A 23,381-nucleotide genomic window follows, 5' to 3' on the forward strand; every position below is an offset into this window, starting at 1 on the left:
GCAGGGCAGGGCGGACCGGTCGCGATGCGGCCGGTCCGATCGTCGTACGCGGGCCGAATCCGCCTGCGGGAGCGACCTAAGCCGCCATCGGTTTCCGGCCGGCAAGGCATCGCGGCCCACGCCGATTCCTTCCGCGCGCGATTCGACCCCCAGCTCGCACCGCGTTCGCCGGTCCGCGTCCGGCGGGTATAAGGTTTCACCATCATGCTGCTGACCCGCGCGTTGCCCGTCCCCTTCGATCTGCTGTCGCTGCAGCGGCTGGCGCCCGAGCGCTATCCGATGCTGCTGGAGTCCAGCGCCGACGGCACCGCGCAGGGACGTTGGGATCTGCTGCTGGCCGGCAATGGCGAATCGCTGCGCCTGGACGCCGACGGCCGCGTGCGCGATCACCACGGCGAAGAACGCGGCCGCGACTTCCTCGGCGAACTGGACGCGCAATGGCGCGACCAGCGCGTCGCCCGCGACGAGCCGCGCTGGCCGTTCCGCGGCGGCTGGGCGCTGTTGTTCGGCTACGAACTCGCGGCCCAGATCGAACCGGTGCTGCGCCTGCCGCCGGCGCCCGGCGGCCTGCCGGTCGCTCTGGCCCTGCGCTGCCCCGCCGCGGTGCTGCGCGACCGCGCCAGCGGCGACTGCATCGCCCTGGCCGAGACCGGCCACGCGGACCTGCTCGATGCGATCGTCGAGGATGTCGCACGCGCCGCCGCGCTGGCGCCGCTGCCGCAGTGGCAGCCGCCGCGGACGGTCGAGGAAGACGAGCCGCAGCGCTACACCGACGGGGTCGCGCGCGTGCTCGATTACCTGGTCGCCGGCGACGTGTTCCAGGTCAACCTTTCGCGCGGCTGGCGCGCGCGTTTCGATGCGCCGCTGGCACCGGCGGCCTTGTTCCAGCGCCTGCGCCAGCACAACCCGGCGCCGTTCGCCGGCCTGTTCGCCGGCCGCGGCTGGGCCGTGGTCAGCGCCTCGCCCGAACGCCTGGTGTCGGTGCGCGGCGACGTGGTCGAAACCCGGCCGATCGCCGGCACCCGCCCGCGCGTGGCCGGCGACGACGATCTCGCGCGCATCCGCGAGCTGGTCGGGCATCCCAAGGAACGCGCCGAGCACGTGATGCTGATCGATCTGGAGCGCAACGACCTCGGCCGGGTCTGCACGCCGGGCAGCGTCGAGGTCGACGAACTGATGACGGTGGAGAGCTACGCCCACGTCCATCACATCGTCAGCAACGTGCGCGGCCGCTTGCGCGCCGATGCCAGCCCGGGCGAGATCATCCGCGCGGTGTTCCCCGGCGGCACCATCACCGGCTGCCCCAAGGTGCGCTGCATGCAGATCATCGCCGAGCTCGAAGGCGGCGGCCGCGGTGTCTACACCGGCGCGATGGGCTGGCTCAATCGCGACGGCGACCTCGATCTCAACATCCTGATCCGCAGCGCCGAACTCGAAAGTACGGAGTTGGAAGGCGCCGAACTGCGCTTCCGCACCGGCGCCGGCATCGTCGCCGACTCCGATCCGCAGCGTGAGCTCGACGAAACCCGGGCCAAGGCGCGCGGCATGCTGCGCGCGCTGGGCGTGGCCGGATGAGCGTGCGCGTCTACGTCGGCGAGCAGGCGGTCGACGCCCTGCCGGCGCTGGACCGCGGCTACGCCTACGGCGACGGCCTGTTCGAAACCCTGCGCGCGCACCGCGGCGCCTTGCCCTGGTGGGATGCGCATTGGCAGCGCCTGAGCCGGGGCGCCGCCCGCCTGCATCTGGCCCTGCCGCGCGCCGAACAGGTGCGCGCGGAAGCCGAACGCCTGCTCGACGGCGGCGACGCGGTGCTCAAATTGATCGTGAGCCGCGGTGCCGGCGGCCGCGGCTATGCGCCGCCCGCGGATGCGACGCCGACCTGGCTGCTGTCCACGCACCCGCTGCCGGCGCCGCCGCCCGTCGCCGGTCTGCGCCTGCGTTGGTGCGATACCCGCCTGGCGGCGCCGTCGGCGCTGGCCGGGCTCAAGCACTGCAACCGCCTGGAACAGGTGCTGGCGCGTGCCGAGTGGGACGAGGCCGGCATCGACGAGGGACTGATGCGCGACGGCGACGGCCATGTGGTCTGCGCGACCGCGGCCAACCTGTTCGTGCTGCGCGATGGGCGCTGGTGGACGCCGAAGGTGGACCGCTGCGGCGTCGCCGGGGTCTGCCGGGAGCGATTGCTGAATCTGCTGGCCGAGGAGGCCGTGGAAACCGCGACCCTGTCGCAAGACGCGCTGGAAAGCGCGGACGCGGTTTTCCTGTGCAATGCCGTGCGCGGTATCCTGCCGGTCGCCCGGCTCGGCGCGCGCGTCTGGCCCTCGCATCCTGCGGTGGCCGCGCTGCAGCGTCGCCTGGCCCGGACCCATCCCGCATTCGAATCTGCAGCCCTGCCGGGCTCGGAGGTGTCGTGAGTCGCAAAACCAAACGCCGTGTCGGCGGTTTCTTCCTGCTGCTGGTGCTCGCGGCCGCGGTCGCCGGCGGCTGGCTGTGGCAGCGCTACACGCAGTTCGCCGACGCTCCGCTGTCCGGGCTGCAGGCCGGGCAGAGCCTGATCGTCGAGCGCGGCGATTCGCTGCCGGTGGTGCTGCGCAAGTTGCGCGAAGCCGGCGTGCGCGGCGGCGATGCCCTGGAATGGCGCGCGCTGGCCAAGCAGTTGGGCGCCGCCGGCCGCCTGCAGGTCGGCGAGTACGCGCTGGAACCCGGCACCTCGCCGCGCGAGTTGCTGTCGGCGATGCGCGACGGGCGCGTGGTCAGCCACCGCTTCACCCTGATCGAAGGCTGGAACCTGCGCGACCTGCGCGCCGCGCTGGCGCGCACCGAAGGCTTGAAGCAGGAAGCCGCCAAGCTCGATGACGCCGCGCTGATGAAGGCGCTGGGCCGGCCGGGCCAGCATCCGGAAGGCCGCTTCCTGCCCGAGACCTACCTCTACACCGGCGGCGACAGCGACCTGGACGTGCTCAAGCGCGCCTGCGACGCGATGGACAAGGCGCTGAACGCGGCCTGGGAAGGCCGCGACAAGAACAGCGTGCTCAAGAGCCGCGAGGAAATGCTGATCCTGGCCTCGATCGTCGAGAAGGAAACCGGCATCGCCTCCGAGCGTCCGCAGATCGCCGGCCTGTTCGAGCGCCGCCTCAAGCTGGGCATGAAGCTGGAAACCGACCCGACCGTGATCTACGGCCTGGGCGCGGGCTACGACGGCAACATTCGCAAGCGCGATCTGCAGACCGACACGCCCTACAACACCTACACCCGCACCGGCTTGCCGCCGACGCCGATCGCGATGCCCGGCGCGGGCGCGCTCAAGGCCGTGGCCAATCCGGCGCCCGGCGACGCGCTGTTCTTCGTCGCGTCCGGCGACGGCAGCGGCAGCAGCCTGTTCGCGGCCACCTACGCCCAGCACCAGGCCAACGTGCGCACCTACCTGCAGCGCTACCGCGCGCAGCAAAGCCGCGGCCAGCCCGAGGAGGGCAAGGCGGTGCTGGAGGAGGCGCAGGAAACCGCGACACCGCAAGCGCCGGCCGAGAGCACGAGCCGATGAGCCTGCAGGTCCAGCCGCGCCTGATCACCCTGGAGGGCGGCGAGGGCGCCGGCAAGTCCACGGTGCTGGCGGCGCTGCGCGATGCCTTGCAGGCCAGCGGCGCCGAAGTGGTGTGCACGCGCGAACCCGGCGGCACGCCCCTGGCCGAACAGATCCGCGGCTTGCTGCTCGACACCCACCACGAACCGGCGACGCCCGAAGCCGAGCTGCTGCTGGTGTTCGCCGGCCGCGCCCAGCACGTCAGCGAAACCCTGCTGCCGGCGTTGCGCCGCGGCGCCTGGGTGATCAGCGACCGTTTCACCGACGCCAGCTACGCCTACCAGGGCGAGGGCCGCGGTCTGGACCCGCTGTTCATCGCCGAACTGGAACGGCGCGTGGTCGGAATCGAGCCCGCGCTGACCCTGTTGCTGGACGTGCCGGTCGCGATCGGTCTGCAGCGCGTGCGCGGACGCGGCGCCGCCGACCGCATCGAAGCCGAGCGCGAGGATTTCTTCGAACGCGTGCGCAGCGGCTATCGCGCGCGCGCGCAGTCGCAGCCGCATCGCTTCCATGTCATCGATGCGAGCCAGCCCGCGGACGTCGTCGCCGCGCAGGCGGTGGCGCGCCTGCGGCAGCTGATCGAGGCGCAGTCGTGAGCGCGCCGGCGTTCGCGCCCTGGCAGCGCCGCGTCTACGAGCAGGCCACCGCCGCGCTCGACGCCGGCCGTCTCGGCCACGGCCTGCTGTTCTGCGGCCCGCCGCAGTTGGGCAAGCGCGCGGTCGCCGAGCGCCTCGCGCAGCGTCTGCTGTGCCGCGATCGCGGCGCCGACGGCGAGCCTTGCGGGCACTGCCGCGGCTGCCTGCTGTACGCGGCGGGCACGCATCCGGATTTCCAGACCGTGTCCTTCATCCCGAACAAGGAAGGCACGCGGCTGCGCACCGAGATCGTGATCGAGCAGATCCGCAACCTGTCCGAGCGCCTGGCGCTGACGCCGCAGTACGGCGGCGCCCAGGTGGCGATCCTGGACCCGGCCGATGCGATCAACCACGCGGCCGGCAATGCGCTGCTGAAGACGCTGGAAGAACCGGTGCCGGGCCGCTACCTGTGGCTGATCAGCGCGCATCCGCTGCGCCTGAGCGCGACCGTCCGCAGCCGTTGCCAGCGCCTGGAATTCCGCCTGCCGCCGCAGGACGAGGCGCTGGCCTGGCTCAAGGCGGCCGGCCATGCCGAAACCGCGGCGCGCGAGGCGCTGGAAGCCGCGCGCGGCCATCCCGGGCTCGCCCACGAATGGCTGCAGGGCGACGGTCTGAAGCTGCGCCGCGACGTCGCCGGCGATCTGGCCAAGCTCGCGCGCGGCGACGCTTCGCCGTCGGAAATCGCCCAACGCTGGGTCGGCGACGAACACGCTGCGCTGCGTCTGCGCCACGCCGCCGATCTCGCCCTGGCCGAGGCTTCCGGCTTGACCGACCCGGTGCGAACGCGCAGTCTGGCGACTTGGTTCGATCGCGCCAATCGCACCCGCGATCTGTTGCGGACGACGGTGCGCGCGGACCTTGCAGTGGTCGAATTGTTGATGGCTTGGCGCGCTGGCGATGGCGCGCGAGCCGCCGGAGGACATCGGGGATGAGCGGAGCGGCAGGCGCGGGTGCAGCCAGGCAGGGCATTCTGTCCTTGGCGATCAAGGACAAGGCGGCGCTGTACGGCGCCTACATGCCGTTCCTGAAATACGGCGGCATCTTCGTGGCCACGCCCAAGCGGTATTTCCTCGGCGACGAGGTGTTCCTGCTGTTGACCCTGCCCGAATCCACCGAGCGCCTGCCGGTCGCCGGCAAGGTGGTCTGGGTTACCCCGACCGGCGCCCAGGGCAATCGCCCGGCCGGCATCGGCGTGCAATTCGCCGAAACCGCCGAGGGCGATGCGGTGAAGGGCAAGATCGAGGCGCTGCTGGCCGGCTCGCTGACCGCGGATCGCGCCACGCATACGATGTAAGCCGCCGCATCGCGGCCCGCTTTGGGTGCTTCCCCAAGTCCGGTCCGAACCCGCGACGGCGCAATCGTTACCGCAACCTACGGCGCCGCTGCCTTCTGTGGGAGCGGCGTAAGCCGCGATGCTTCTGAGCCGGGAAGCACCCGACGCGCGTCGATCGCAGGCTGCGCTAAGCCGAAGGCGAACCGCACCATCGCGAACGCTCGAAGCGCCGCGACGGTGCGGTTATCGCCGCGTCCCACGGCGTCTCAGGGACGCAGCGCCGGCGAATCCCAACCCGGTCGCGGCGCGAAACGGTCGCCGTAGCGCGCGTGCAGGGTCTTGAGGCGCTCCAGCAGCGCATCGGCGCCGGTTTCGCGCACGTACTGGATCGGGCCGCCGCGGAACGGGGCGAAGCCGGTGCCGAAAATCACGCCGGCATCGAGCAGGTCGGCGTCGCTGACCACGCCGTCGTGCAGGCAGGCCACCGCTTCGTTGACCAGCGGCAGGATCAGGCGATCTTCCAGGTCCGACGGGGTCTGGTAGTCCTTGGGCAGTTCCGGCTTCCGGGCGCGGCCGTTTTCCCACTTGTACAGGCCCTGGCCGTCCTTCTTGCCGCGCTTGTTCGGCTCCACGCCGCTCAGCGCCGCCGGCACGCTCAGGCCCAGGAACGGCGCCAGCTCCGCGCCCACGCCTGCGGCCACGTCCAGGCCGACGGTGTCGATCAGTTCGATCGGGCCCATCGGCATGCCGAACTTCACCGCGACCTTGTCGATCGCCGGGCCCGGAATGCCCTCGGCGAACGCGGTCGCCGCTTCGAGCATGTACGGGAACAGCACCCGGTTGACCAGGAACCCCGGCGTGCCCGCGACCGGCACGGGGAGCTTGTCGATGGCCTTGCAGAACGCGGCCAGGCGCTGCTCGGTCTCCGCCGCCATGGCGTCGTGGCGGATGATCTCGACCAGCGGCATCAGCGCCACCGGATTGAAATAGTGCAGGCCGCCGAACTGGGCCGGACGGCGGATGTGATCGCGCAGCTCGACCAGCGGAATCGACGAGGTGTTGGTGGTCAGCAGCGCGTCGGGCTTCATCTTCGGCTCGACCTGGTCGTAGAGCTCGCGCTTGGCTTCGGGCTTCTCGATGATCGCCTCGATCACCAGGTCGGCCTGGGCCGCGCCGTCGCCGGCGAGGTCGCCCTTCAAGCGCGCGGCCACCGCCGGACGCTTGCTCTCGTCCTTGACGCGCTTGGCGAACAGTTCCTGGGCGCGGGTCAGGGCGCCGTCGATGAAGCGCTGCTCGCGGTCGCTGAGGGTGACTTCGAAGCCCTTGTAAGCCGACCAGGCCGCGATGTCGCCGCCCATCACGCCGGCGCCGACCACGTGCACGCGCTGGATCCCATGATCCTTGCCGCCCTGGCCCTTGAGCCGCTCCTGCAGGAAGAACACCCGGATCAGGTTGCGCGCGGTCGGGGTCGAGGCCAGCTTGACCACCGACTTGCGCTCGGCCGCCAGGCGCGCCTGCACGCCGCCGCCGCTGCGCGCCCAGGTGTTGATCAGCGCGTAGGGGGCCGGGTAGTGCTCTTTGCGTGCCTTGCGCGCGACCTGCTTGGTCAGCATGCCGGGCAGGATCTTGCGCGCCAGCCAACTGTTGGTGAGCCAGCCCATGAAGCGTTGCTTGAACGGGCGCTGGGTGCCCTTGAGCGCCAGCGCGACCGCGGCGTCGATCAGCAGCGGCGCTTCGACCACCTTGTCGACCAGGCCGATCGCGCGCGCGTTCGAGGCCGACAGCGCACGCCCGGTCAGCATCATGTCGAACGCGGCCGGCGCACCGATCAGCGACGGCAGGCGCACGCTGCCGCCCCAGCCCGGGTAGATGCCCAGCTTCACTTCCGGCAGGCCGATGCGGGTGGAGGGGTCGCCGCTGGCGACGCGGTAGCGGCAGGCCAGCGCGATCTCGGTGCCGCCGCCCATGCAGAAGCCGTGGATCGCGGCGACCGTGGGGCAGGGCAGTTCGGCCAGGCGCTGGAACACCTGCTGGCCGCGCCGGATCGCGTCACCGACCGTGCCCTTCTCGTCGAAGGTCTGGAATTCCTTGATGTCGGCGCCGGCGATGAAGCCCGAGGCCTTGGCCGAACGCAGCACCACGCCCTTGGGCGGGTCCAGTGCGAGCCGCTCCAGCAAGGCGTCGAGCTCGATCAGGACGTCCTGTCCGAAGGTATTGACCGACGAGCCGGCGCGGTCGAACGACAGCAGCAGGACGCCGTCCTCCCGCAGCTCGGTCTGCCAATGTTGGAAGCGAAGTCCGTCGAGGCCAGCCATCATGACTGCACCATCCGTTCAGGTATGGATATCCCGCTATCATCACGAGGATGTTTCGTCGCCGTCAAATCGGCGCGACCCAGGTCCCGGTTTTGACGGCGTCGCCCGCGTCGCGGCGTGACCCTTGGGAGTTGCGCCGGCGCAGGCCCGGCCCCATTTATGATCGTGATTGAACTTTCTCCCGACAGGGTTGTCCCATTGTTCGGCCACGGCCGAGCTGACAGGAGTGCCGGCGCGGCATGGCCGAGAATGAGTTGGACCAAGAGCTGGTCAGGCGTGTCCAGCGTGGCGATAGCACGGCGTTCGATGCCCTGGTGCGCAAGTACCAGCACCGGATCACCGCGCTGATCGGGCGCTACATACCCGACTGGAGCGAATGCCAGGACGTCGCCCAGGAGACCTTCCTTCGCGCTTACCGCGCGTTGCCGAATTTCCGGGGCGATGCGCAGTTCTATACGTGGTTGCACCGGATCGCCGTGAACACCGCCAAGAATTACCTCGTCGCCCAGAACCGCCGACCGCCGACCGACGACATCGACGCCGGCGACGCCGAACAGTTCGAGACCGGCATCCGTCTGCGCGACAGCGACACCCCGGAACACGAGTTGCTGCGCCAGGAAATCGAACGCACGGTGATGCGCGCGGTCGAATCCCTGCCGGAGGAACTGCGGGCCGCGATCACCCTGCGCGAGGTGGACGGCCTGAGCTACGAGGAAATCGCGCAGAAGATGGGCTGCCCGATCGGCACCGTGCGTTCGCGGATCTTCCGCGCCCGCGAGGCCATCGACGTCGAGTTGCGGCCCCTGCTGGACAACCAAGACACCCGCGAGCGCGCCCACTGATATGACGTCGATTCCTTCCATTGACGAGTACGACCCCAACGGCCGCGAGGCCCTGAGCGCGCTGTTCGACGGCGAGCTCGATGCCGACGCCGCCCGTTTCGCCCTCAAGCGCCTCAGCCACGACGCCCAATGGCGCCGCGCCTGCGGCAGCTGGCAGCTGTGCGGCGACGCCCTGCGCGGCCAGGCCGCCGGCATCGCCGCGCCGGATTTCGCCGACCGTGTCGCCGCGGCGATCGCCGCCGAGACTGCTACGGTCCAGGCCGCGGCACCGGTGAGCGCGCCCGGCAACCGCCGCGGCTGGATCGGCGGCGCCCTGGCCGCTTCGGTCGCAGTGGCGGCGCTGTTCGTTGCGCGTCCGTTCTCCAACGACGCCGCACCCGATGCCGCCGCGCCGCAGACCCAGGTCGCCAGCGCGGACCAGGTACCGGCCGCGCCGCAGGCTCCGGGTCGACAAGCGCCCGATCAGCAGGCCGCCGGCCTCGCCGCCGCCGTCGCGGTGGCCGAAGTGCCGCGCCGCATCGCCGACCGCCGCAATTCGCGCGGCCAGAGCCAGCGCGCCGCCCTGCGCGCGCCGCGCCGCCAGACCCAGGCCGTCGCCGCGGCAGCGGCAGCGGCAGCGGCAGCGGCAGCGGCAGCGGCAGCGGCGACCGAGGTCGCCAGCGCCAATGCCGGCAGCGCCACGGCCAACCCGTTCCGTCCCCAGCACAGCGAAACCGCAAGCCGGCCGTGGCCGCGCGCGGTGCTGCCGAACTACCCGGCGACCGGCGGCTTCACCGCCAGCTACGGCAGCAGCAGCGCCAGCGCGCGCTCGTTCTACCCGTTCGAGCCCGCCACGACCGAAGCCGCGGCCACGCCACCGGCGCCGACGACTCCGTCGCCCGATGCCGAAGGCCGGATGCCGCAGCCCTAAGCGGCGCGTGCGACGCCGGACGACGCAGTACGTGACGATCCGGCGTCCCGCCCCCTGTTTCTCCGATCACGCGCGGCCCGGCGGCCGCGCGGCCAACCCACTGCAACCCCCGAGGCCGAATCCATGACTCGTCCGCTTCGCTCTATCGCCCTGGCCAGCGCCCTGGCCGCCGTGCTGCCGGTCGCCTGCACCGCGCAGACGCCGTCCACCCCGATCGCGCCGCCGCCGGTTGCGACTCCGGCCGCGCCGCTGGTCAGCGGCCTGCCCGATTTCACCGCCCTGGTGCAGCGAGTCGGCCCGGCCGTGGTCAACGTGCGCGCCGAGATCGCGCCGCGTCGCGCCAGCCGCACCCAGATGCCCAACGAAGACGAGATCCCGGAAATCTTCCGGCGCTTCTTCGGCCCCGACATGCCCGGCGGTCCGCAGGCTCCGCGCGGTCCGCGCGGCGGCGGCAATTCGTTGGGCACCGGCTTCCTGATCTCGCAGGACGGCTACGTGCTGACCAACCACCACGTCGTCGACGGCGCCGACACGGTCAAGATCACCTTGTCCGACCGGCGCGAGTTCACCGCCAAGGTGATCGGCAGCGACGAACAGTCCGACGTCGCCCTGCTCAAGATCGACGCCAAGAGCCTGCCGTTCCTGCGCCTGGCCAACGCCAGCCTGACCAAGCCCGGGCAGTGGGTGATCGCGATCGGTTCGCCGTTCGGCCTCGACCATTCGGTCACCGCCGGCATCGTCAGCGCGGTCGGGCGCAGCAATCCCTACGCCGATCAGCAGTACGTGCCCTTCATCCAGACCGACGTCGCCATCAACCAGGGCAATTCCGGCGGCCCGCTGCTCAACACCAGCGGCGAGGTGGTCGGCATCAATTCGCAGATCTTCTCGAATTCCGGCGGCTACATGGGCGTGAGCTTCGCGATCCCGATCGACGTGGCGATGAATTCGGCCGAACAGCTGCGCGCGACCGGCAAGGTGCAGCGCGGCCTGCTCGGGGTCGGTGTGCAGACCATCACCGCAGAGAGCGCCAAGGGCCTGGGCCTGACCGATACCCGCGGCGCCCTGGTCAACAGCGTCCAGGCCGGCGGCGCCGCCGAAAAGGCCGGGCTCCAGCTCGGCGACGTGATCCTGGCGGTCAACGACCGGCCGGTGAACATGTCCAGCGACCTGCCGCCGCTGATCGGCGCGCTGGCGCCGGGGGCCAAGGTCAAGCTGGAGATCAACCGCGGCGGCAAGACCCTGACCGAAACGGTGGTGCTGGGCGCGCTCGACGCCCAGGTCGCCGGCGCCCCGGGTCCGGCCGCCAACGACGACGAAGACGCCCCCGCGGGCGCCCCCGGCAGCAACCCGCTGGGCTTGGTGGGCCAGGACCTGACCCCGGCCGTGCGCCAGCGCCTGGGCCTGAAGGCCGGCGAGGGCGTGCTGGTGCAGGCGCCGGGCGACGTGGCCGGCGAGGCCGGTCTGCGTCCGCGCGACGTGGTGCTCTCGGTCGGCCGCAACTCGGTCGGCAGCGCCTCGGCCTTGAACCGCGAACTGGCCAAGGTGCGCCCCGGCGACACCGTGATGCTGCTGGTGCGGCGCGGCGCCGCGACCCAGTTCATCGCGGTCACGGCCGAGGCCAAGGCCGGTTGAGGCCGACCCACGCGCCCGCCCTCGTGGCGGGCGCGGGACGTGGGCGCTGCGGGGTATGCGATAATCTCCCGTTAACTCTCTGGAACCGGTGAGCCTCGCGCCGTCCCGCATGCAGCAGATCAGAAACTTCTCCATCATCGCTCACGTCGACCACGGCAAATCGACCCTGGCCGACCGCATCATCCAGCTCTGCGGAGGCCTGGAGGCGCGCGAGATGGAAGCGCAGGTGCTCGATTCGAATCCGATCGAGCGCGAGCGCGGCATCACCATCAAGGCGCAGTCCGTGTCCCTGCCGTACAAGGCGAAGGACGGCCTGGTTTACCAGCTCAATTTCATCGACACCCCCGGCCACGTCGACTTCAGCTACGAAGTCAGCCGCTCGCTGGCCGCCTGCGAAGGCGCGCTGCTGGTGGTCGACGCCGCCCAGGGCGTGGAAGCGCAGTCGGTCGCCAACTGCTACACCGCGGTCGAGCAGGGCCTGGAAGTGGTGCCGGTGCTCAACAAGATCGACCTGCCCACCGCCGACATCGCGCGCGCCAAGGCCGAGATCGAAGCGGTGATCGGCATCGACGCCGAGGACGCGGTCGCGATCAGCGCCAAGACCGGCCTCAACGTGCAGGACGTGCTGGAAGCGATCGTGCATCGCATTCCGCCGCCGAAGCCGCGCGACACCGACAAGCTGCAGGCGCTGATCATCGACTCCTGGTTCGACAACTACCTGGGCGTGGTCTCGCTGGTGCGGGTCATGCAGGGCGAGATCGTGCCGGGCAGCAAGATCCTGGTGATGTCGACCGGCCGCACCCACCTGGTCGACAAGGTCGGCGTGTTCACCCCCAAGCGCAAGGAGCTGCCCAAGCTGGGCGCCGGCGAAGTGGGCTGGATCAACGCCAGCATCAAGGACGTCCACGGCGCTCCGGTCGGCGACACCCTGACCCTGGCCTCGGACCCGGCGTCCAAGCCGCTGCCGGGCTTCCAGGAAATGCAGCCGCGCGTGTTCGCCGGCCTGTTCCCGGTCGATGCCGAGGACTACCCGGACCTGCGCGAAGCGCTGGAAAAACTGCGCCTCAACGACGCCGCGCTGCGCTTCGAGCCGGAAAGCTCCGAGGCCATGGGCTTCGGCTTCCGCTGCGGCTTCCTGGGCATGCTGCACATGGAGATCGTGCAGGAGCGCCTGGAGCGCGAGTACGATCTCAACCTGATCAGCACCGCGCCGACGGTGATCTACGAAGTGCTCAAGACCGACGGCACCACGATGCCGCTGGACAACCCGGCCAAGCTGCCCCAGGTCAACCTGATCGACGAGATCCGCGAGCCGATCATCCGCGCCAACATCCTCACGCCGCCGGACTACGTCGGCAACGTGATCACCTTGTGCGAGGAAAAGCGCGGCAGCCAGATCGGCATCACCTACATGGGCAACCAGGTCCAGATCAGCTACGAGCTGCCGATGGCCGAGGTGGTGCTGGACTTCTTCGACCGCCTGAAGTCGGTCTCGCGCGGCTACGCCTCGCTGGACTACCAATTCCTGCGCTTCCAGGCCGGTCCGTTCGTGCGCGTGGACACGCTGATCAACGGCGACAAAGTCGACGCGCTCAGCATCATCACCCACCGCGCCCATGCCGATCGCCGCGGCCGCGAAATCTCCGAGAAGATGCGCGAGCTGATCCCGCGGCAGATGTTCGACGTCGCCATCCAGGCCGCGGTCGGTTCGCAGATCATCGCCCGCAGCACGGTCAAGGCGATGCGCAAGAACGTGCTGGCCAAGTGCTACGGCGGCGACATCAGCCGCAAGAAGAAGCTCCTCGAGAAGCAGAAAGAGGGCAAGAAGCGGATGAAGCAGGTCGGACGCGTGGAGATCCCGCAGGAAGCGTTCCTGGCGGTGCTGCAGGTGGACAACAAGTGAGGCGGGATCGGGGATCGGCTGGTGCGGCGGGCGGCCTGAGGCCGCTGCGCGTCGCGCGCGACGTATTCCCGATTCCGAACGCCGGATCACGGCTTTCTAGGAGCTCGCATGCGCTGGTTTGAAATTATTCTGGTCTCGCTGACGTTGTTCTCGGGCGCCGTCTGGCTGCTCGACAAGCTGTTCCTGGCCAAGCGCCGCGCCGCCCGCGAAGGGCTGCTCGACGACGGCAAAGAGCCGGTGGTGGTCGATTACTCCAAGGCTTTCTTCCCGGTGCTGCTGGTGGTGCTGGTGCTGCGCAGCTTCATCGCCGAGCCGTTCCGCATACCGTCCAATTCGATGATGCCGACCCTGCTGACCGGCGACTTCATCCTGGTCAACAAGTTCACCTACGGCCTGCGCCTGCCGATCTCGAACAAGAAGATCTTCGCGGTGGGCGAGCCCCAGCGCGGCGACGTGGTGGTGTTCAAGCCGCCGCACCACCCGGACCAGGACTGGATCAAGCGCGTGGTCGGCCTGCCGGGCGACCGGGTCAGCTACCACGATAATCAGGTCACGGTGAACGGCCAGGTGCTCAAGTACACCCCGGTCGGCACCTACGAGGGCCACGGTAACGGCACCGAAATGACGGGTGCGCAGGAACTCACCGAAAATCTGCTGGGTCGCGAGCATCGCGTCCTGGAACGGACCAATTTGCCGTTGCTCGATCAAGGAGAGGGCGATTGGGTGGTTCCGCCCGGTCACTATTTTGTGATGGGCGACAATCGTGATAATAGCGAGGACGGTCGATACTGGGGCTATCTTCCGGAGCAGAACCTCAGGGGCAAGGCGTTCCTGATCTGGATGAACGTCGATGGGGGCGTGGATTTCTCGCGTATCGGCAACAGCATTCCGTGACGGCGTTGGCCGTGGCGGCACGGTGACACTCAACAAAATCGCGTCTAACGACGGGGGATGATCGGATGAAGCGTAATCAGAGCGGTATGACCCTGATCGGGTTTATCGTCGTGCTGGCGGTGGTCGGTGTGTTCGTTTACATGGGCATGAAGCTGATCCCGATGTATACCGAGTACTACGGCGTGAAGCGCGCTCTGACCGGACTGTCGGCCGAGCCCGGCATCGCCGACCAGGACCCGGCCAAGATCAAGAAGCTGTTCTTCCGTCGCCTGTACGTGAGCTACGCCGACAACGTCAAGGACGAGCACGTGAAGATCCAGCGCAAGGATGCGGGCTACGAAATCCTCGTGAACTACGAAGTGCGCCGTCCGCTGATCGCCAATCTCGACGTGGTCGGCCGATTCGAGGCCAAGCAGGACATCCGCCGTGGTAGCGGTGGTGCCGACTGACCGCATCGAACACCGGTTCGCGAATCCGGGCCTGCTCGATCAGGCCCTGACTCATCGCAGCGCCGGTGCGCCGCATAACGAGCGGCTGGAGTTCCTGGGCGACTCGCTGGTCAACCTGATCGTCGCCGAAGCCCTGTACGCGCGTTGGCCGCAGGCCGACGAGGGTGCGCTGACCCGCGCCCGCGCCGAACTGGTCCGCGAATCCGCCCTGGCGCCGATCGCCCGCACCCTGGAACTGGGGGCGCGCCTGACCCTGGGGCCGGGCGAGATGAAATCCGGCGGTCACCGCCGCGATTCGATCCTGGCCGACGCGCTGGAAGCGGTGGTCGCGGCGATCTACCTCGACGCCGGCTTCGAAGCCTGCCGCGCCCGCGTGCTGCCCTGGTTCGAGGCCGCGATGACCGCGCTGCCGCCGCCGCATAAGGTCGGCAAGGACGCCAAGACCCGGCTGCAGGAATGGCTGCAGGGCCGGCAGAAGCCCTTGCCGGTGTACGCGCTGCTGTCCGAGTCCGGCGAGGACCACGCCAAGAGCTTCCGGGTCAGCTGCGCCGTGGCCCAGCCGCCGCTGCAGACCGAGGGCGAGGCCGGCTCGCGCCGCGCCGCCGAGCAGCTCGCGGCCGAGGACATGCTGCGTCAGCTCAAGGCCGATCCCTGAGGCGCTGAAGACGGCATCGGTGCCCGCACGTCGATGTCCGCGCAGGGGTAGGCAGCTTCCATCGCAGACCCCGCATCGATCGCCGGCCGCTCAGGCCGAAGCCTCTCGGAGCCCTGTCCGGGCACCTCCGCCGATATCGGGTTTGCCCTTCGGCCCGCGCACGCGGACAATCCGCGCATGAACGCATCCCCCTATCGCGCCGGTCACGTTGCCGTGATCGGCCGCCCCAACGTGGGCAAATCCACCCTGGTCAACGCCCTGGTCGGCGCCAAGATCAGCATCGTCTCGCCGCGTCCGCAGACCACCCGGCACCAGCTGCTCGGCATCGCCACCTTCCCCGAAGGCCAGCTGCTGCTGGTCGACACCCCCGGCATCCACCGCGAGCAGAAGCGCGCGATGAACCGGATGATGAACCGTGCCGCGCGTGGTGCGATCGAAGGCGTCGACGTGGCGCTGCTGGTGGTGCGCGCCGGGCAATGGGACGACGAGGACTCGCTGGCTTTCGACGCGCTGCGCAAGGCCGGCATGCCGGTGGTGCTGGTGGTCAACCAGGTCGACCGGCTCAAGGACAAGACTGCGCTGCTGCCGTACCTGGCCAAGGTCAGCGACGGCCGCGAGTTCGCCGGCGTGCATCCGATTTCCGCGCTCAAGCGCAATGGTCTGGAAGCGCTGGTCAAGACCGTGCTGGGCTACCTGCCCGAGCAGGAAGCGCTGTACGGCGAGGACGAAATCACCGACAAGAGCCAGCGCTTCCTCGCCGGCGAGATGGTGCGCGAACAGCTGATGCGCCAGCTCGGCGAAGAACTGCCGTACGCGACCACGGTCGAGGTCGAGAAATTCGAAGTCGACGGCAGCATGCTGCGGATCGGCGCGGTGATCTGGGTCGAGCGCGACGGCCAGAAGGCGATCGTGATCGGCAAGGGCGGCGAACGCCTGCGCGAGATCGGTTCCAAGTCGCGGATCCAGATGGAACGTCTGTTCGGTGCCAAGGTATTCCTGGAGACCTGGGTGCGCGTACGCGAAGGTTGGTCGGACGACGAAGCCGCGCTGCGCTCGCTGGGTTACCACGACTGAGCGCCGTAATCGTGGCGTACGGTCGTTTCCGCGCGGCGCTGCTGCTGATCGTGCTGCCATGCGCGGCGCCGGTCTGGGCCAACATGGGCAAGCCGTGGCAGGAAGGGCCGCTGGTCGCCGAGCCGCAGGGCTTCGAGACGGTACGTATCGTCCATGAAGATCTGCGTATCGATCTGGGCGATCTATCGGCCGACTCGGTGTCGGCGCGGGTCCAGGTCGACTACCGGCTCGACAACACCGGCAAGGCGGTGCGGCTGCAGCCGGTGTTCGCGACCGGCGCCAGCGGCACCCAGCGATTCGAGGCCCGGCTCGATGGGCGGGTGATCGCAGTGCGGCCGCTGAAGCAGGCTGCGCTGCCCAAGAGCTGGCAGCCTCCCGCGACCACGCCTGCGCTGTCGGGCGAGCAGCCGCTATTCTACGAGGTCTCCGAACCTGCGAGCCTGGCGCTGGATTTCGTATTGCCGCCAGGCCGACACGACTTCAGGGTGAGCTACGACGCCGAGGCGATGCTGAGCAAGAGCCACGGTCCGACCTTGCTGTACCAGTTCGCCTACGTGCTCGCGCCGGCGCGCAGCTGGGCCGGCTTCGGCGGGCTGGACGTGCAGCTCACCGTGCCCGAGGGCTGGCGGGTCGCGACCGCGCCGGCGCTGGCGATAGACCCGCAGGACAACGATCCCTATCGCGATGAATACCGCGGTCGCTACGCGGCATTGCCCGCCGACGCCATCGCGATCACCACCCAGGCCGCGCCGGGTGCCGGCTACCACATGCTGAGATGGGCGACCTTGCTGTGCCTGGGCCTGACGGTGCTCGGCGGCTGGCTGTGGTGCGGGCTGGCCGGCGATGCGATCGCGCGCCGTGCGCGTCGGACCGCTGCCGCGGGACGCTGGCGTCGCGTATGGCCGTACGCGCTGGTGGCCGGCCTGGCCTGGGGCCTGGCGGTGACGCATGCGGGGCTGGCGGCGGTGTACGCGCCGGACGGTCTGCTGCCGGACGGGCAGGGCTACCGCTTCGGCTATGGTCAATCCTTGGCGGCCATCGCCGTGGTGGCGCTGGCTGCCTTGCTGAGCCTGACCGGCTTCGTCGCGGTGGGCATGCTCGCGCGCCGAAGGCTGCGTCAGGCCGACGCCGATGTCGCCTGAGCGCGTGCGCGGTTCGATCCCGGCGGCGTCGCGAACCTGCGGCCGGCAGGCGTCAGGCTTCGCGCGTCTGCGCTAACGTGTGGCATGCGTTATCTCGCCGAGCCCGCCTTCGTCCTGCACACGCGCCCCTGGCGCGAGACCAGCCTGCTGGTCGAGGTGCTGAGCCGCAACCACGGCCGCATCGGCCTGGTCGCGCGCGGCGTGCAGGGGCCGAAGAAGCAGTTGCTGCGCGCGGCGCTGCAGCCGCTGCAGTGGATCCGGTTCGACGCGGTGCAGATGGGCGAAATGGCGCGGCTGACCGCGGCCGAAGCGCTCGACGCCGCGCCGCGGCTGTCCGGCGACGGCATGCTCGCCGGCTTCTATCTCAACGAACTGACCCTGCGTCTGGCGCCGCGCAACGATCCGCTGCCCGATCTGTTCGCGGCCTACGAGCAGGCGCGCGCCCGGCTGGGCAGCGACGCCTCGCCGGGTTGGACCCTGCGCCGCTTCGAGCGCGACCTGCTCGAAGCGCTCGGATTCGGTTTCGACTGGCATCACGACGGCGACGGCGCCGCGATCGATCCGGCCGCGCGTTACCGCCTCGACCCCGAGCACGGCCCACGCCGCTTGCTCAGCGACCGCGGCCATGCCGACCGCAGCGGCGCGGCCACCGGTCAGGCCTTGCTGGCACTGGCGGACGATCGTCTGCCGAGCGCGGACGACCTGGCCGGATTGCGCCGCGCGATGCGCGGCGTGCTCGCGCATCACCTGGGGCCGCGCGGCTTGAAGTCCTGGGAGCTGCTCGCCGAGTTGGCGCGGGTTGCGCCACGCGCGAAGCCGGGGGCGAGCGCGACTGCGACCGACGAGACTACGACTGGTGAGGTCATGCCTGGCGAGGCCATGCCCGACGACGTAGTGCTTGATGAAGTCATGCCTGATGAAGTCATGCCCGATGATCGAGAACCGGACACCGATTCGCGCGACGGATGATCGTCGGCCACCCGCGAATTTCGCGGCGGCGATCAGGCGGCTATCGGTGGTATCGCACTAGCGCCGCGAGCGCGAGAACGCGATCGCGGCTCACGCCGCTCCCACAGAAAGCTTGAGGTGCGACCTCAGGGACTGGTCGCCAACGTGTCCTGCACCGCCTCGTCGAACCGCGCCAGATGCGCGCGCGAATCCGGCTCGTTCTGCAGCGCCTGCACCGCGTCGGCCAGCCGCGCCGCGCCGACGAAGCCGCAGCTCGCGCGCAGTTTGTGCAGCTCCGCGCGCACCGTGTCCTGGTCTTCGCGATGGGCCGCGCCCAGGACCGCCTCGTGCGTGGTCGGCAACTCTTGCACGAACAAGCCGCGCAGCGTGTCCACGTGGGCGACGTTACCGTTGAGCGCGCTGGCCGCGGCCTCGTCGTCCCACACCGGCCGTTTCGCGCCGGGCGCCGCGGTCGCGACCGCGCGCTGGTCGTGCGAGTCCAGTCCCAAGGTGCGCGCGATCGCCGCGCGCACCATCGCGGCCGGCAAGGGCTTGACCAGCACCTCGCTGAAACCCGCGGCGATCAATCCTTCCAGCACCGACCCGTCCGCCGCCGCAGTGTGCGCCAGCGCGGGCGTGCGCGGATGCTTGGCGCGCAAGCGCGCGAGCAGTTCGATGCCGCTGCCGTCGGGCAGATTGGCGTCGAACAGCCACAGGTCGTAATCCTGCGCATTGCCCAACGCGACCGCGGCGGCGACGCTGTCGGCGCCGTCGATATCGGCGGGCAGGTTCTGCGCCGCGGCGGTGAGGAAGGCGCGGCTGGTCGGGTCGTCTTCGACCAGAAGCAAACGCGGCATAGGCGACGAATTCATCGTGGGTTCCATCGGGTCGGGGGCTCCGCTGGTTATGCTGCTGGTATGTCGTCTCCGATAGTACGCCTGCTGCTGTGGATGTCGCTCCCGGGCCTGTGCCTGGCCGGCGGCGATGCGGCGGCGCGCAGTCTGAACGCCAAAATCGGCCGTATCGAGACCGCCGTCGCAAGTTTGCGCGAGGTGCGCGTGCGCCTGGACTGGCCGGCGCAGGCGCAGCAGGGCGAGCTGCAACTGCAGGCCGCGAGCGTGGTCGCGCCGGACCTGGGTTACCGCTTCAGCGACGTGAGCTGGCGTTGCCCCCTGCAGCGCGACGGCCGCGGCGGCTGGCGTTGCGTGGGCGAACTGCGTTCCGGTCGCGGCGCGCCGCTGCGGCTGGCACTGGACCTGGGCGTGGCCACGACCGATGCGCGCCTGTCGCGCGGTGCCGCGGTGGTGGCGCTGCACCGCAATGCGGCGGCGCCCGACGCGACCCGGATCGACCTGACCCGGGTGCCGTTGGCCTGGACCCAGGCCCTGGCCGCGCAGGCCTGGCCGGAAGCGCGCTTCAAGGGCGGCGAACTCGACGCCCAGCTCACGATCACCGCGGCCGAGCGCCAGCCGCTGCGCGTCGCCGGCCCGATCGCGCTGCGCGGCGGCGCCCTGGACACCCCCGACGGCGCGATCGCGGCCGAACGCCTGGGCGCCGAGCTGCGCCTGGACGCGCGTTTCGGCGATACCACCCGGATCGACCTGGACGGCCGCCTGCGCGGCGGCGAGCTGTTGTTCGGCAATGCCTATCTGGCGCTGCAGCAACGCAGCGTGGCGCTGGAACTCAGCGCGCAGCGCCAGGGCACGCAAGGCTGGCAGCTGCCGCGCCTGCTGTGGCGCGACGACGGCATCCTCAGCGCCGAAGGCCGCGCCGCGCTGACCCCGGACGCGGGCCTGGACGCGCTCGATCTGGACCTGCGCAGCGACGACCTCAAGCCGCTGCGCGACGGCTACCTCACCGGCTTCCTGGGGCTGGCCGGCCTCGGCCAACTGCAACTGAGCGGCGCGATGCAGGCGCGCCTGCGCATGGCCGGCGGCGAGCTGCGGGCCGCCGACGCCAGCCTGCAGAACGCCACGATCGACGATCCGCAAGGCCGGTTCCGTTTCGACGGCCTGACCGGCAACCTGCGCTATTCGGCCGATGCGCCGGTGGCGAGCGCGCTGGCCTGGCGCGGCGGCGCGCTGTACGGGCTCGACTTCGGCGCTGCGCAACTGCCGTTCACCAGCGGCGCCGGCGAACTGCGGCTGCAGCGCGGGGTGAGTTTCCCGATGCTGGGCGGGCAGGTGAGCTTCGACGGCCTGCGCCTGCGTCCGCCGGCGGGCGGGCGCGGGCTCGATATCCGTTTCGGCCTCGGTTTGGACCGGCTCGACATCGGCCGCATCGCCAAGACCCTGGACGGGCCGGCCTTTACCGGCGAGCTCAGCGGCCGCATCCCGCAGGCGCACTACGCCGACGATCGCCTCGACTTCGACGGCGGCCTGACCATGCAGCTGTTCGGCGGCAGCGTCAGCGTGTCCTCGCTGGCGATGGAGCGCCCGTTCGGGGTCGCGCCCACGCTGTCGTCCGACATCGTGCTCGACGACCTGGACCTGGAAGCGCTGACCGGCGTGTTCGGCTTCGGCAGCATCACCGGCAAGCTCGACGGCCGCATCGACGCTCTGCGCCTGGTCGATTGGCAGCCGGTCGCGTTCGACGCCGTCCTGCGCACGCAGCGTCATCGCGGCGTGCCCCAGCGCATCAGCCAGCGCGCGGTCCAGGACCTGTCCAGCGTCGGCGATGCGTCCTTCGTCGGCAGCCTGCAGGGCATGCTGATCGGCTTCTTCGACGACTTCGGCTACGCGCGGCTGGGCATTTCCTGCCGCCTCGCCGAAGAGGTCTGCCATATGGACGGATTGGGGCCGGCCAGTAAGGATTCAGGCAACAAGGCCTTTATTATCGTCCAGGGAGCGGGGTTGCCGCGTCTGGACGTGGTCGGCATCAACCGCCGGGTCGACTGGCCGACCTTGCTGGAGCGGCTCGAGGCCGTGGGCAAGGGCGACGTCAAGCCCGTCGTTCAATAAACCCGTCGTAGAACATTCTTCAAAAGGAAACGAACATGCGCCGTTGGATGGGTTTGCCGGTCGCCGCCGTGATGCTTACGGCCTGCGTCACGATCAATGTGTACTTCCCGGCCGCCGAGGCCAAGGAAGCGGCCAAGGAGTTCGTCGAGAAGGTGATCGGCGACGACGCCCAATCGAGCGCGCCGGCGCCGTCACCGACCCCGAAGCCGGGCGGACAGAGCGCCTCGCTGGCGCCACGCATCGACTGGCTGTCGCTGGTCGGCATCGGCAGCGCCTACGCGCAGTCGAGCCCGGACATCACCATCAAGACCCCGGCGATCCAGGCCATCCAGGCGCGCATGAAAGGCCGCTTCGACGGTCAGCTGCGCGCGCACTTCGATTCCGGCGCGCTCGGTTTCGGCAACGACGGCAGCATCGACGTGCGCGACGCGGCCAAGATTCCGCTCGCCGAGCGGGTCGGCGTGAATCAGGCGGTCGCCGACCAGAACCGCGATTCGGCCGCGGTTTACCGCGAGGTTGCGGTCGCCAACGGCCATCCGGAGTGGGAGCCGCAGATCCGCAAGGTGTTCGCGCGCCAGTGGATCGACAGCGCCCGCGGCGGCTGGTGGTACCAGGACGCCGGCGGCGGCTGGAAGCAGAAGTAAGCCCCGCCACCGCAACGAACGGCCCGCCCGGTGCGGGCCGTTCGCGTTTGGGGGCAGGGGCGACGGCATGGACAGGGCGCTTCCGCGTCGGAACCGGGAGTCCGGCAGCGCCGGCCCGCATCTGCGACAATGCGCGGCCTTTGATTCCTGCCAGCAGCTGTGGCCCGCATCGATCAAACCCCCTTCGAAGTCGCGATCACCGACTTCACCCACGATGGCCGTGGCGTCGGTCGACGCCCGGACGGTAAAGCGATCTTCGTTGCCGGCGCCTTGCCCGGCGAACGCGTGATGGCCAAACAGACCGCGCGCTCGCGCAGCTTCGACGAAGCGGTGACGCTGGAGGTGCTGGAGGCGTCCGCCGACCGCGTCGCCCCGCGTTGCCAGCACTTCGGCACCTGCGGCGGCTGCGCTTTGCAGCATTTGGCCGAGGATCGCCAGATCGTGGCCAAGCAGCGCGTGCTGCTCGACAACCTCGAGCGGATCGGCCATGTCGCGCCCGAGCGCGTGCTGCCGGCGCTGACCGATTCGGCCTGGGGCTACCGCCGCAAGGGCCGCTTCTCGGTGCGACGGGTCGAGAAGAAGGACAAGACCCTGGTCGGCTTCCGCGAAACCGATCCGCGCTTCGTCGCCGACATCGCGCGCTGCGAGACGGTGATTCCGCAGATCGGCGACCAGATCACCGCCTTGGCGGCGTTGGTCGACGGGCTGCAGGCTCGGCGCGAGATTCCGCAGATCGAATTCATCGCCGGCGACGCCATGCCCGACGACGGCCACGGCAATGCGCACAGCGGTGTGGCGCTGACGTTCCGCCATCTGGCGCCGTTGTCGGAATCCGACCGCGCGGCCATCGTCGCCTTCGCCCAGCAGCACCGGTTCGCGGTATTCCTGCAGCCCGGCGGCGTCGACAGCGTGCACCCGCTGTGGCCGGCCGATCCGCGGCTTGCGTTCACGCTGCCGCAGTGGAACCTGGAACTGACGTTCCGGCCGCTGGACTTCATCCAGGTCAACGCCGGCCTCAACGGCCGCATGATCCAGCACGCCCTGGATCTGCTGGCGCCGCAGCCCGAGGACCGCGTGCTCGATCTGTTCGCGGGCCTGGGCAACTTCACCCTGCCGCTGGCGCGCAGCGTGCGCGAAGTGGTGGGCGTGGAAGGCGAGGCCGGCCTGGTCAGGCGTGCGCGCGAAAACGCCGAGCGCAACGGGCTGGGCAACGCCAAGTTCTACGCCGCCGACCTGGGCAAGGACCTGAGCAGCGAGGCCTGGATGCGCGAAGGCTTCGATCGCCTGTTGCTGGATCCGCCGCGCTCGGGCGCCGATTTCGTCCTCACCCAGCTGCCCCTGAAGCAGTTCAAGCGCATCGTCTATGTCAGCTGCCATCCGGCTTCGCTGGCGCGCGATGCGGGGTATCTGGTGCGCGAGAAGGGTTGGAAGCTGCGCGCGGCGGGGGTGATGGATATGTTCCCGCACACCGCGCACGTGGAATCGATCGCCTTGTTCGAGCCCTGATCCGGGCCCGTCATATCGC

General features: G+C 70.0%; 21 protein-coding genes. 19 read left to right on the plus strand and 2 right to left on the minus strand.

Translation table 11 applies throughout. From position 1 onward, the window contains the following. The first annotated feature begins 204 nt into the window (after nucleotides 1-204). The 6 genes from ASD78_RS17095 to ASD78_RS17120 are packed head-to-tail and all read left to right on the plus strand — an operon-like array spanning nucleotide 205 to nucleotide 5,509. Complete coding sequence (locus tag ASD78_RS17095) at nucleotides 205-1,575, plus strand: aminodeoxychorismate synthase component I (RefSeq protein ID WP_056103605.1); 1,371 nt, start codon at nucleotides 205-207, stop codon at nucleotides 1,573-1,575. After that, nucleotides 1,572-2,414, plus strand: coding sequence for an aminodeoxychorismate lyase (gene pabC / locus ASD78_RS17100; protein ID WP_056103608.1), 843 nt, complete (start codon nucleotides 1,572-1,574; stop codon nucleotides 2,412-2,414). Before ASD78_RS17095 ends, pabC begins: the two co-directional genes overlap by 4 nt. Further along, on the plus strand, nucleotides 2,411-3,541 hold the full coding sequence (gene mltG, locus ASD78_RS17105; RefSeq protein ID WP_056103610.1) for an endolytic transglycosylase MltG: 1,131 nt from the start codon (nucleotides 2,411-2,413) through the stop codon (nucleotides 3,539-3,541). Before pabC ends, mltG begins: the two co-directional genes overlap by 4 nt. Continuing rightward, nucleotides 3,538-4,176, plus strand: a complete 639-nt coding sequence (gene tmk, locus ASD78_RS17110; protein WP_055909717.1) for a dTMP kinase — start codon at nucleotides 3,538-3,540, stop codon at nucleotides 4,174-4,176. Before mltG ends, tmk begins: the two co-directional genes overlap by 4 nt. Then, a complete protein-coding gene (locus tag ASD78_RS17115) occupies nucleotides 4,173-5,147 on the plus strand; it encodes a DNA polymerase III subunit delta' (RefSeq protein WP_056103612.1) in 975 nt (324 codons plus the stop codon). Before tmk ends, ASD78_RS17115 begins: the two co-directional genes overlap by 4 nt. Next, nucleotides 5,144-5,509 carry a PilZ domain-containing protein gene (locus ASD78_RS17120; protein WP_055909722.1) on the plus strand — a complete coding sequence of 122 codons (366 nt, stop codon included), beginning with the start codon at nucleotides 5,144-5,146 and terminating at the stop codon, nucleotides 5,507-5,509. The genes ASD78_RS17115 and ASD78_RS17120 overlap by 4 nt, the downstream gene beginning before the upstream one ends. 245 nt (nucleotides 5,510-5,754) lie before the next feature. On the opposite strand, the gene ASD78_RS17125 is transcribed toward ASD78_RS17120, so the two are convergent. Next, complete coding sequence (locus ASD78_RS17125; protein ID WP_056103616.1) at nucleotides 5,755-7,806, minus strand: 3-hydroxyacyl-CoA dehydrogenase NAD-binding domain-containing protein; 2,052 nt, start codon at nucleotides 7,804-7,806, stop codon at nucleotides 5,755-5,757. A gap of 236 nt (nucleotides 7,807-8,042) precedes the next feature. Here ASD78_RS17125 and rpoE point away from each other — a divergent pair, with 236 nt between their 5' ends. From rpoE to recO, 10 genes are all read left to right on the plus strand, one after another. Beyond that, entirely contained in the window at nucleotides 8,043-8,645 is a 603-nt protein-coding gene (gene rpoE, locus ASD78_RS17130) for an RNA polymerase sigma factor RpoE (RefSeq protein WP_055909728.1), read from the plus strand. Nucleotide 8,646: 1 nt separating this feature from the next. Further along, a complete protein-coding gene (locus ASD78_RS17135) occupies nucleotides 8,647-9,555 on the plus strand; it encodes a sigma-E factor negative regulatory protein (RefSeq protein ID WP_056103618.1) in 909 nt (302 codons plus the stop codon). A 123-nt stretch (nucleotides 9,556-9,678) separates the two neighbouring features. Then, complete coding sequence (locus ASD78_RS17140) at nucleotides 9,679-11,187, plus strand: DegQ family serine endoprotease (RefSeq protein WP_055909735.1); 1,509 nt, start codon at nucleotides 9,679-9,681, stop codon at nucleotides 11,185-11,187. 109 nt (nucleotides 11,188-11,296) lie between these two features. Continuing rightward, entirely contained in the window at nucleotides 11,297-13,090 is a 1,794-nt protein-coding gene (gene lepA, locus ASD78_RS17145; RefSeq protein ID WP_055909738.1) for a translation elongation factor 4, read from the plus strand. 108 nt (nucleotides 13,091-13,198) lie between these two features. Further along, nucleotides 13,199-13,984 carry a signal peptidase I gene (gene lepB, locus ASD78_RS17150; protein WP_055909742.1) on the plus strand — a complete coding sequence of 262 codons (786 nt, stop codon included), beginning with the start codon at nucleotides 13,199-13,201 and terminating at the stop codon, nucleotides 13,982-13,984. Nucleotides 13,985-14,049: 65 nt separating this feature from the next. Then, on the plus strand, nucleotides 14,050-14,433 hold the full coding sequence (locus ASD78_RS17155) for a DUF4845 domain-containing protein (protein WP_056103621.1): 384 nt from the start codon (nucleotides 14,050-14,052) through the stop codon (nucleotides 14,431-14,433). Then, nucleotides 14,420-15,088 (plus strand): ribonuclease III, encoded by a 669-nt coding sequence (gene rnc / locus ASD78_RS17160; protein ID WP_235566535.1) that lies wholly within the window; start codon nucleotides 14,420-14,422, stop codon nucleotides 15,086-15,088. Before ASD78_RS17155 ends, rnc begins: the two co-directional genes overlap by 14 nt. 177 nt (nucleotides 15,089-15,265) lie before the next feature. After that, complete coding sequence (gene era / locus ASD78_RS17165; RefSeq protein ID WP_056103628.1) at nucleotides 15,266-16,162, plus strand: GTPase Era; 897 nt, start codon at nucleotides 15,266-15,268, stop codon at nucleotides 16,160-16,162. 11 nt (nucleotides 16,163-16,173) lie between these two features. Beyond that, the gene (locus ASD78_RS17170; RefSeq protein WP_056103631.1) at nucleotides 16,174-17,304 is read left to right on the plus strand and encodes a hypothetical protein; all 1,131 of its coding nucleotides are present in this window, start codon (nucleotides 16,174-16,176) and stop codon (nucleotides 17,302-17,304) included. A gap of 84 nt (nucleotides 17,305-17,388) precedes the next feature. Continuing rightward, nucleotides 17,389-18,273, plus strand: coding sequence for a DNA repair protein RecO (gene recO, locus ASD78_RS17175; RefSeq protein WP_082575680.1), 885 nt, complete (start codon nucleotides 17,389-17,391; stop codon nucleotides 18,271-18,273). 125 nt (nucleotides 18,274-18,398) lie between these two features. On the opposite strand, the gene ASD78_RS17180 is transcribed toward recO, so the two are convergent. Next, nucleotides 18,399-19,124: a response regulator gene (locus tag ASD78_RS17180; protein WP_056103634.1), complete on the minus strand. Its 726-nt coding sequence runs from the start codon at nucleotides 19,122-19,124 to the stop codon at nucleotides 18,399-18,401. A gap of 45 nt (nucleotides 19,125-19,169) precedes the next feature. On the opposite strand from ASD78_RS17180, the gene ASD78_RS17185 reads away from it, so the two are divergent. The 3 genes from ASD78_RS17185 to rlmD all read left to right on the plus strand — a co-directional run bounded on the left by ASD78_RS17185 (nucleotide 19,170) and on the right by rlmD (nucleotide 23,362). Continuing rightward, on the plus strand, nucleotides 19,170-21,212 hold the full coding sequence (locus ASD78_RS17185) for a hypothetical protein (protein ID WP_056103637.1): 2,043 nt from the start codon (nucleotides 19,170-19,172) through the stop codon (nucleotides 21,210-21,212). Nucleotides 21,213-21,247: 35 nt separating this feature from the next. After that, on the plus strand, nucleotides 21,248-21,856 hold the full coding sequence (locus ASD78_RS17190; protein WP_055909766.1) for a YdbL family protein: 609 nt from the start codon (nucleotides 21,248-21,250) through the stop codon (nucleotides 21,854-21,856). 147 nt (nucleotides 21,857-22,003) lie between these two features. Then, nucleotides 22,004-23,362, plus strand: a complete 1,359-nt coding sequence (gene rlmD, locus ASD78_RS17195; protein WP_056103639.1) for a 23S rRNA (uracil(1939)-C(5))-methyltransferase RlmD — start codon at nucleotides 22,004-22,006, stop codon at nucleotides 23,360-23,362. The last annotated feature ends 19 nt before the right edge of the window (nucleotides 23,363-23,381 follow it).

It is taken from the genome of Lysobacter sp. Root667 (assembly GCF_001427715.1).
In the GTDB taxonomy this organism is placed as follows: Bacteria; Pseudomonadota; Gammaproteobacteria; order Xanthomonadales; family Xanthomonadaceae; genus Lysobacter.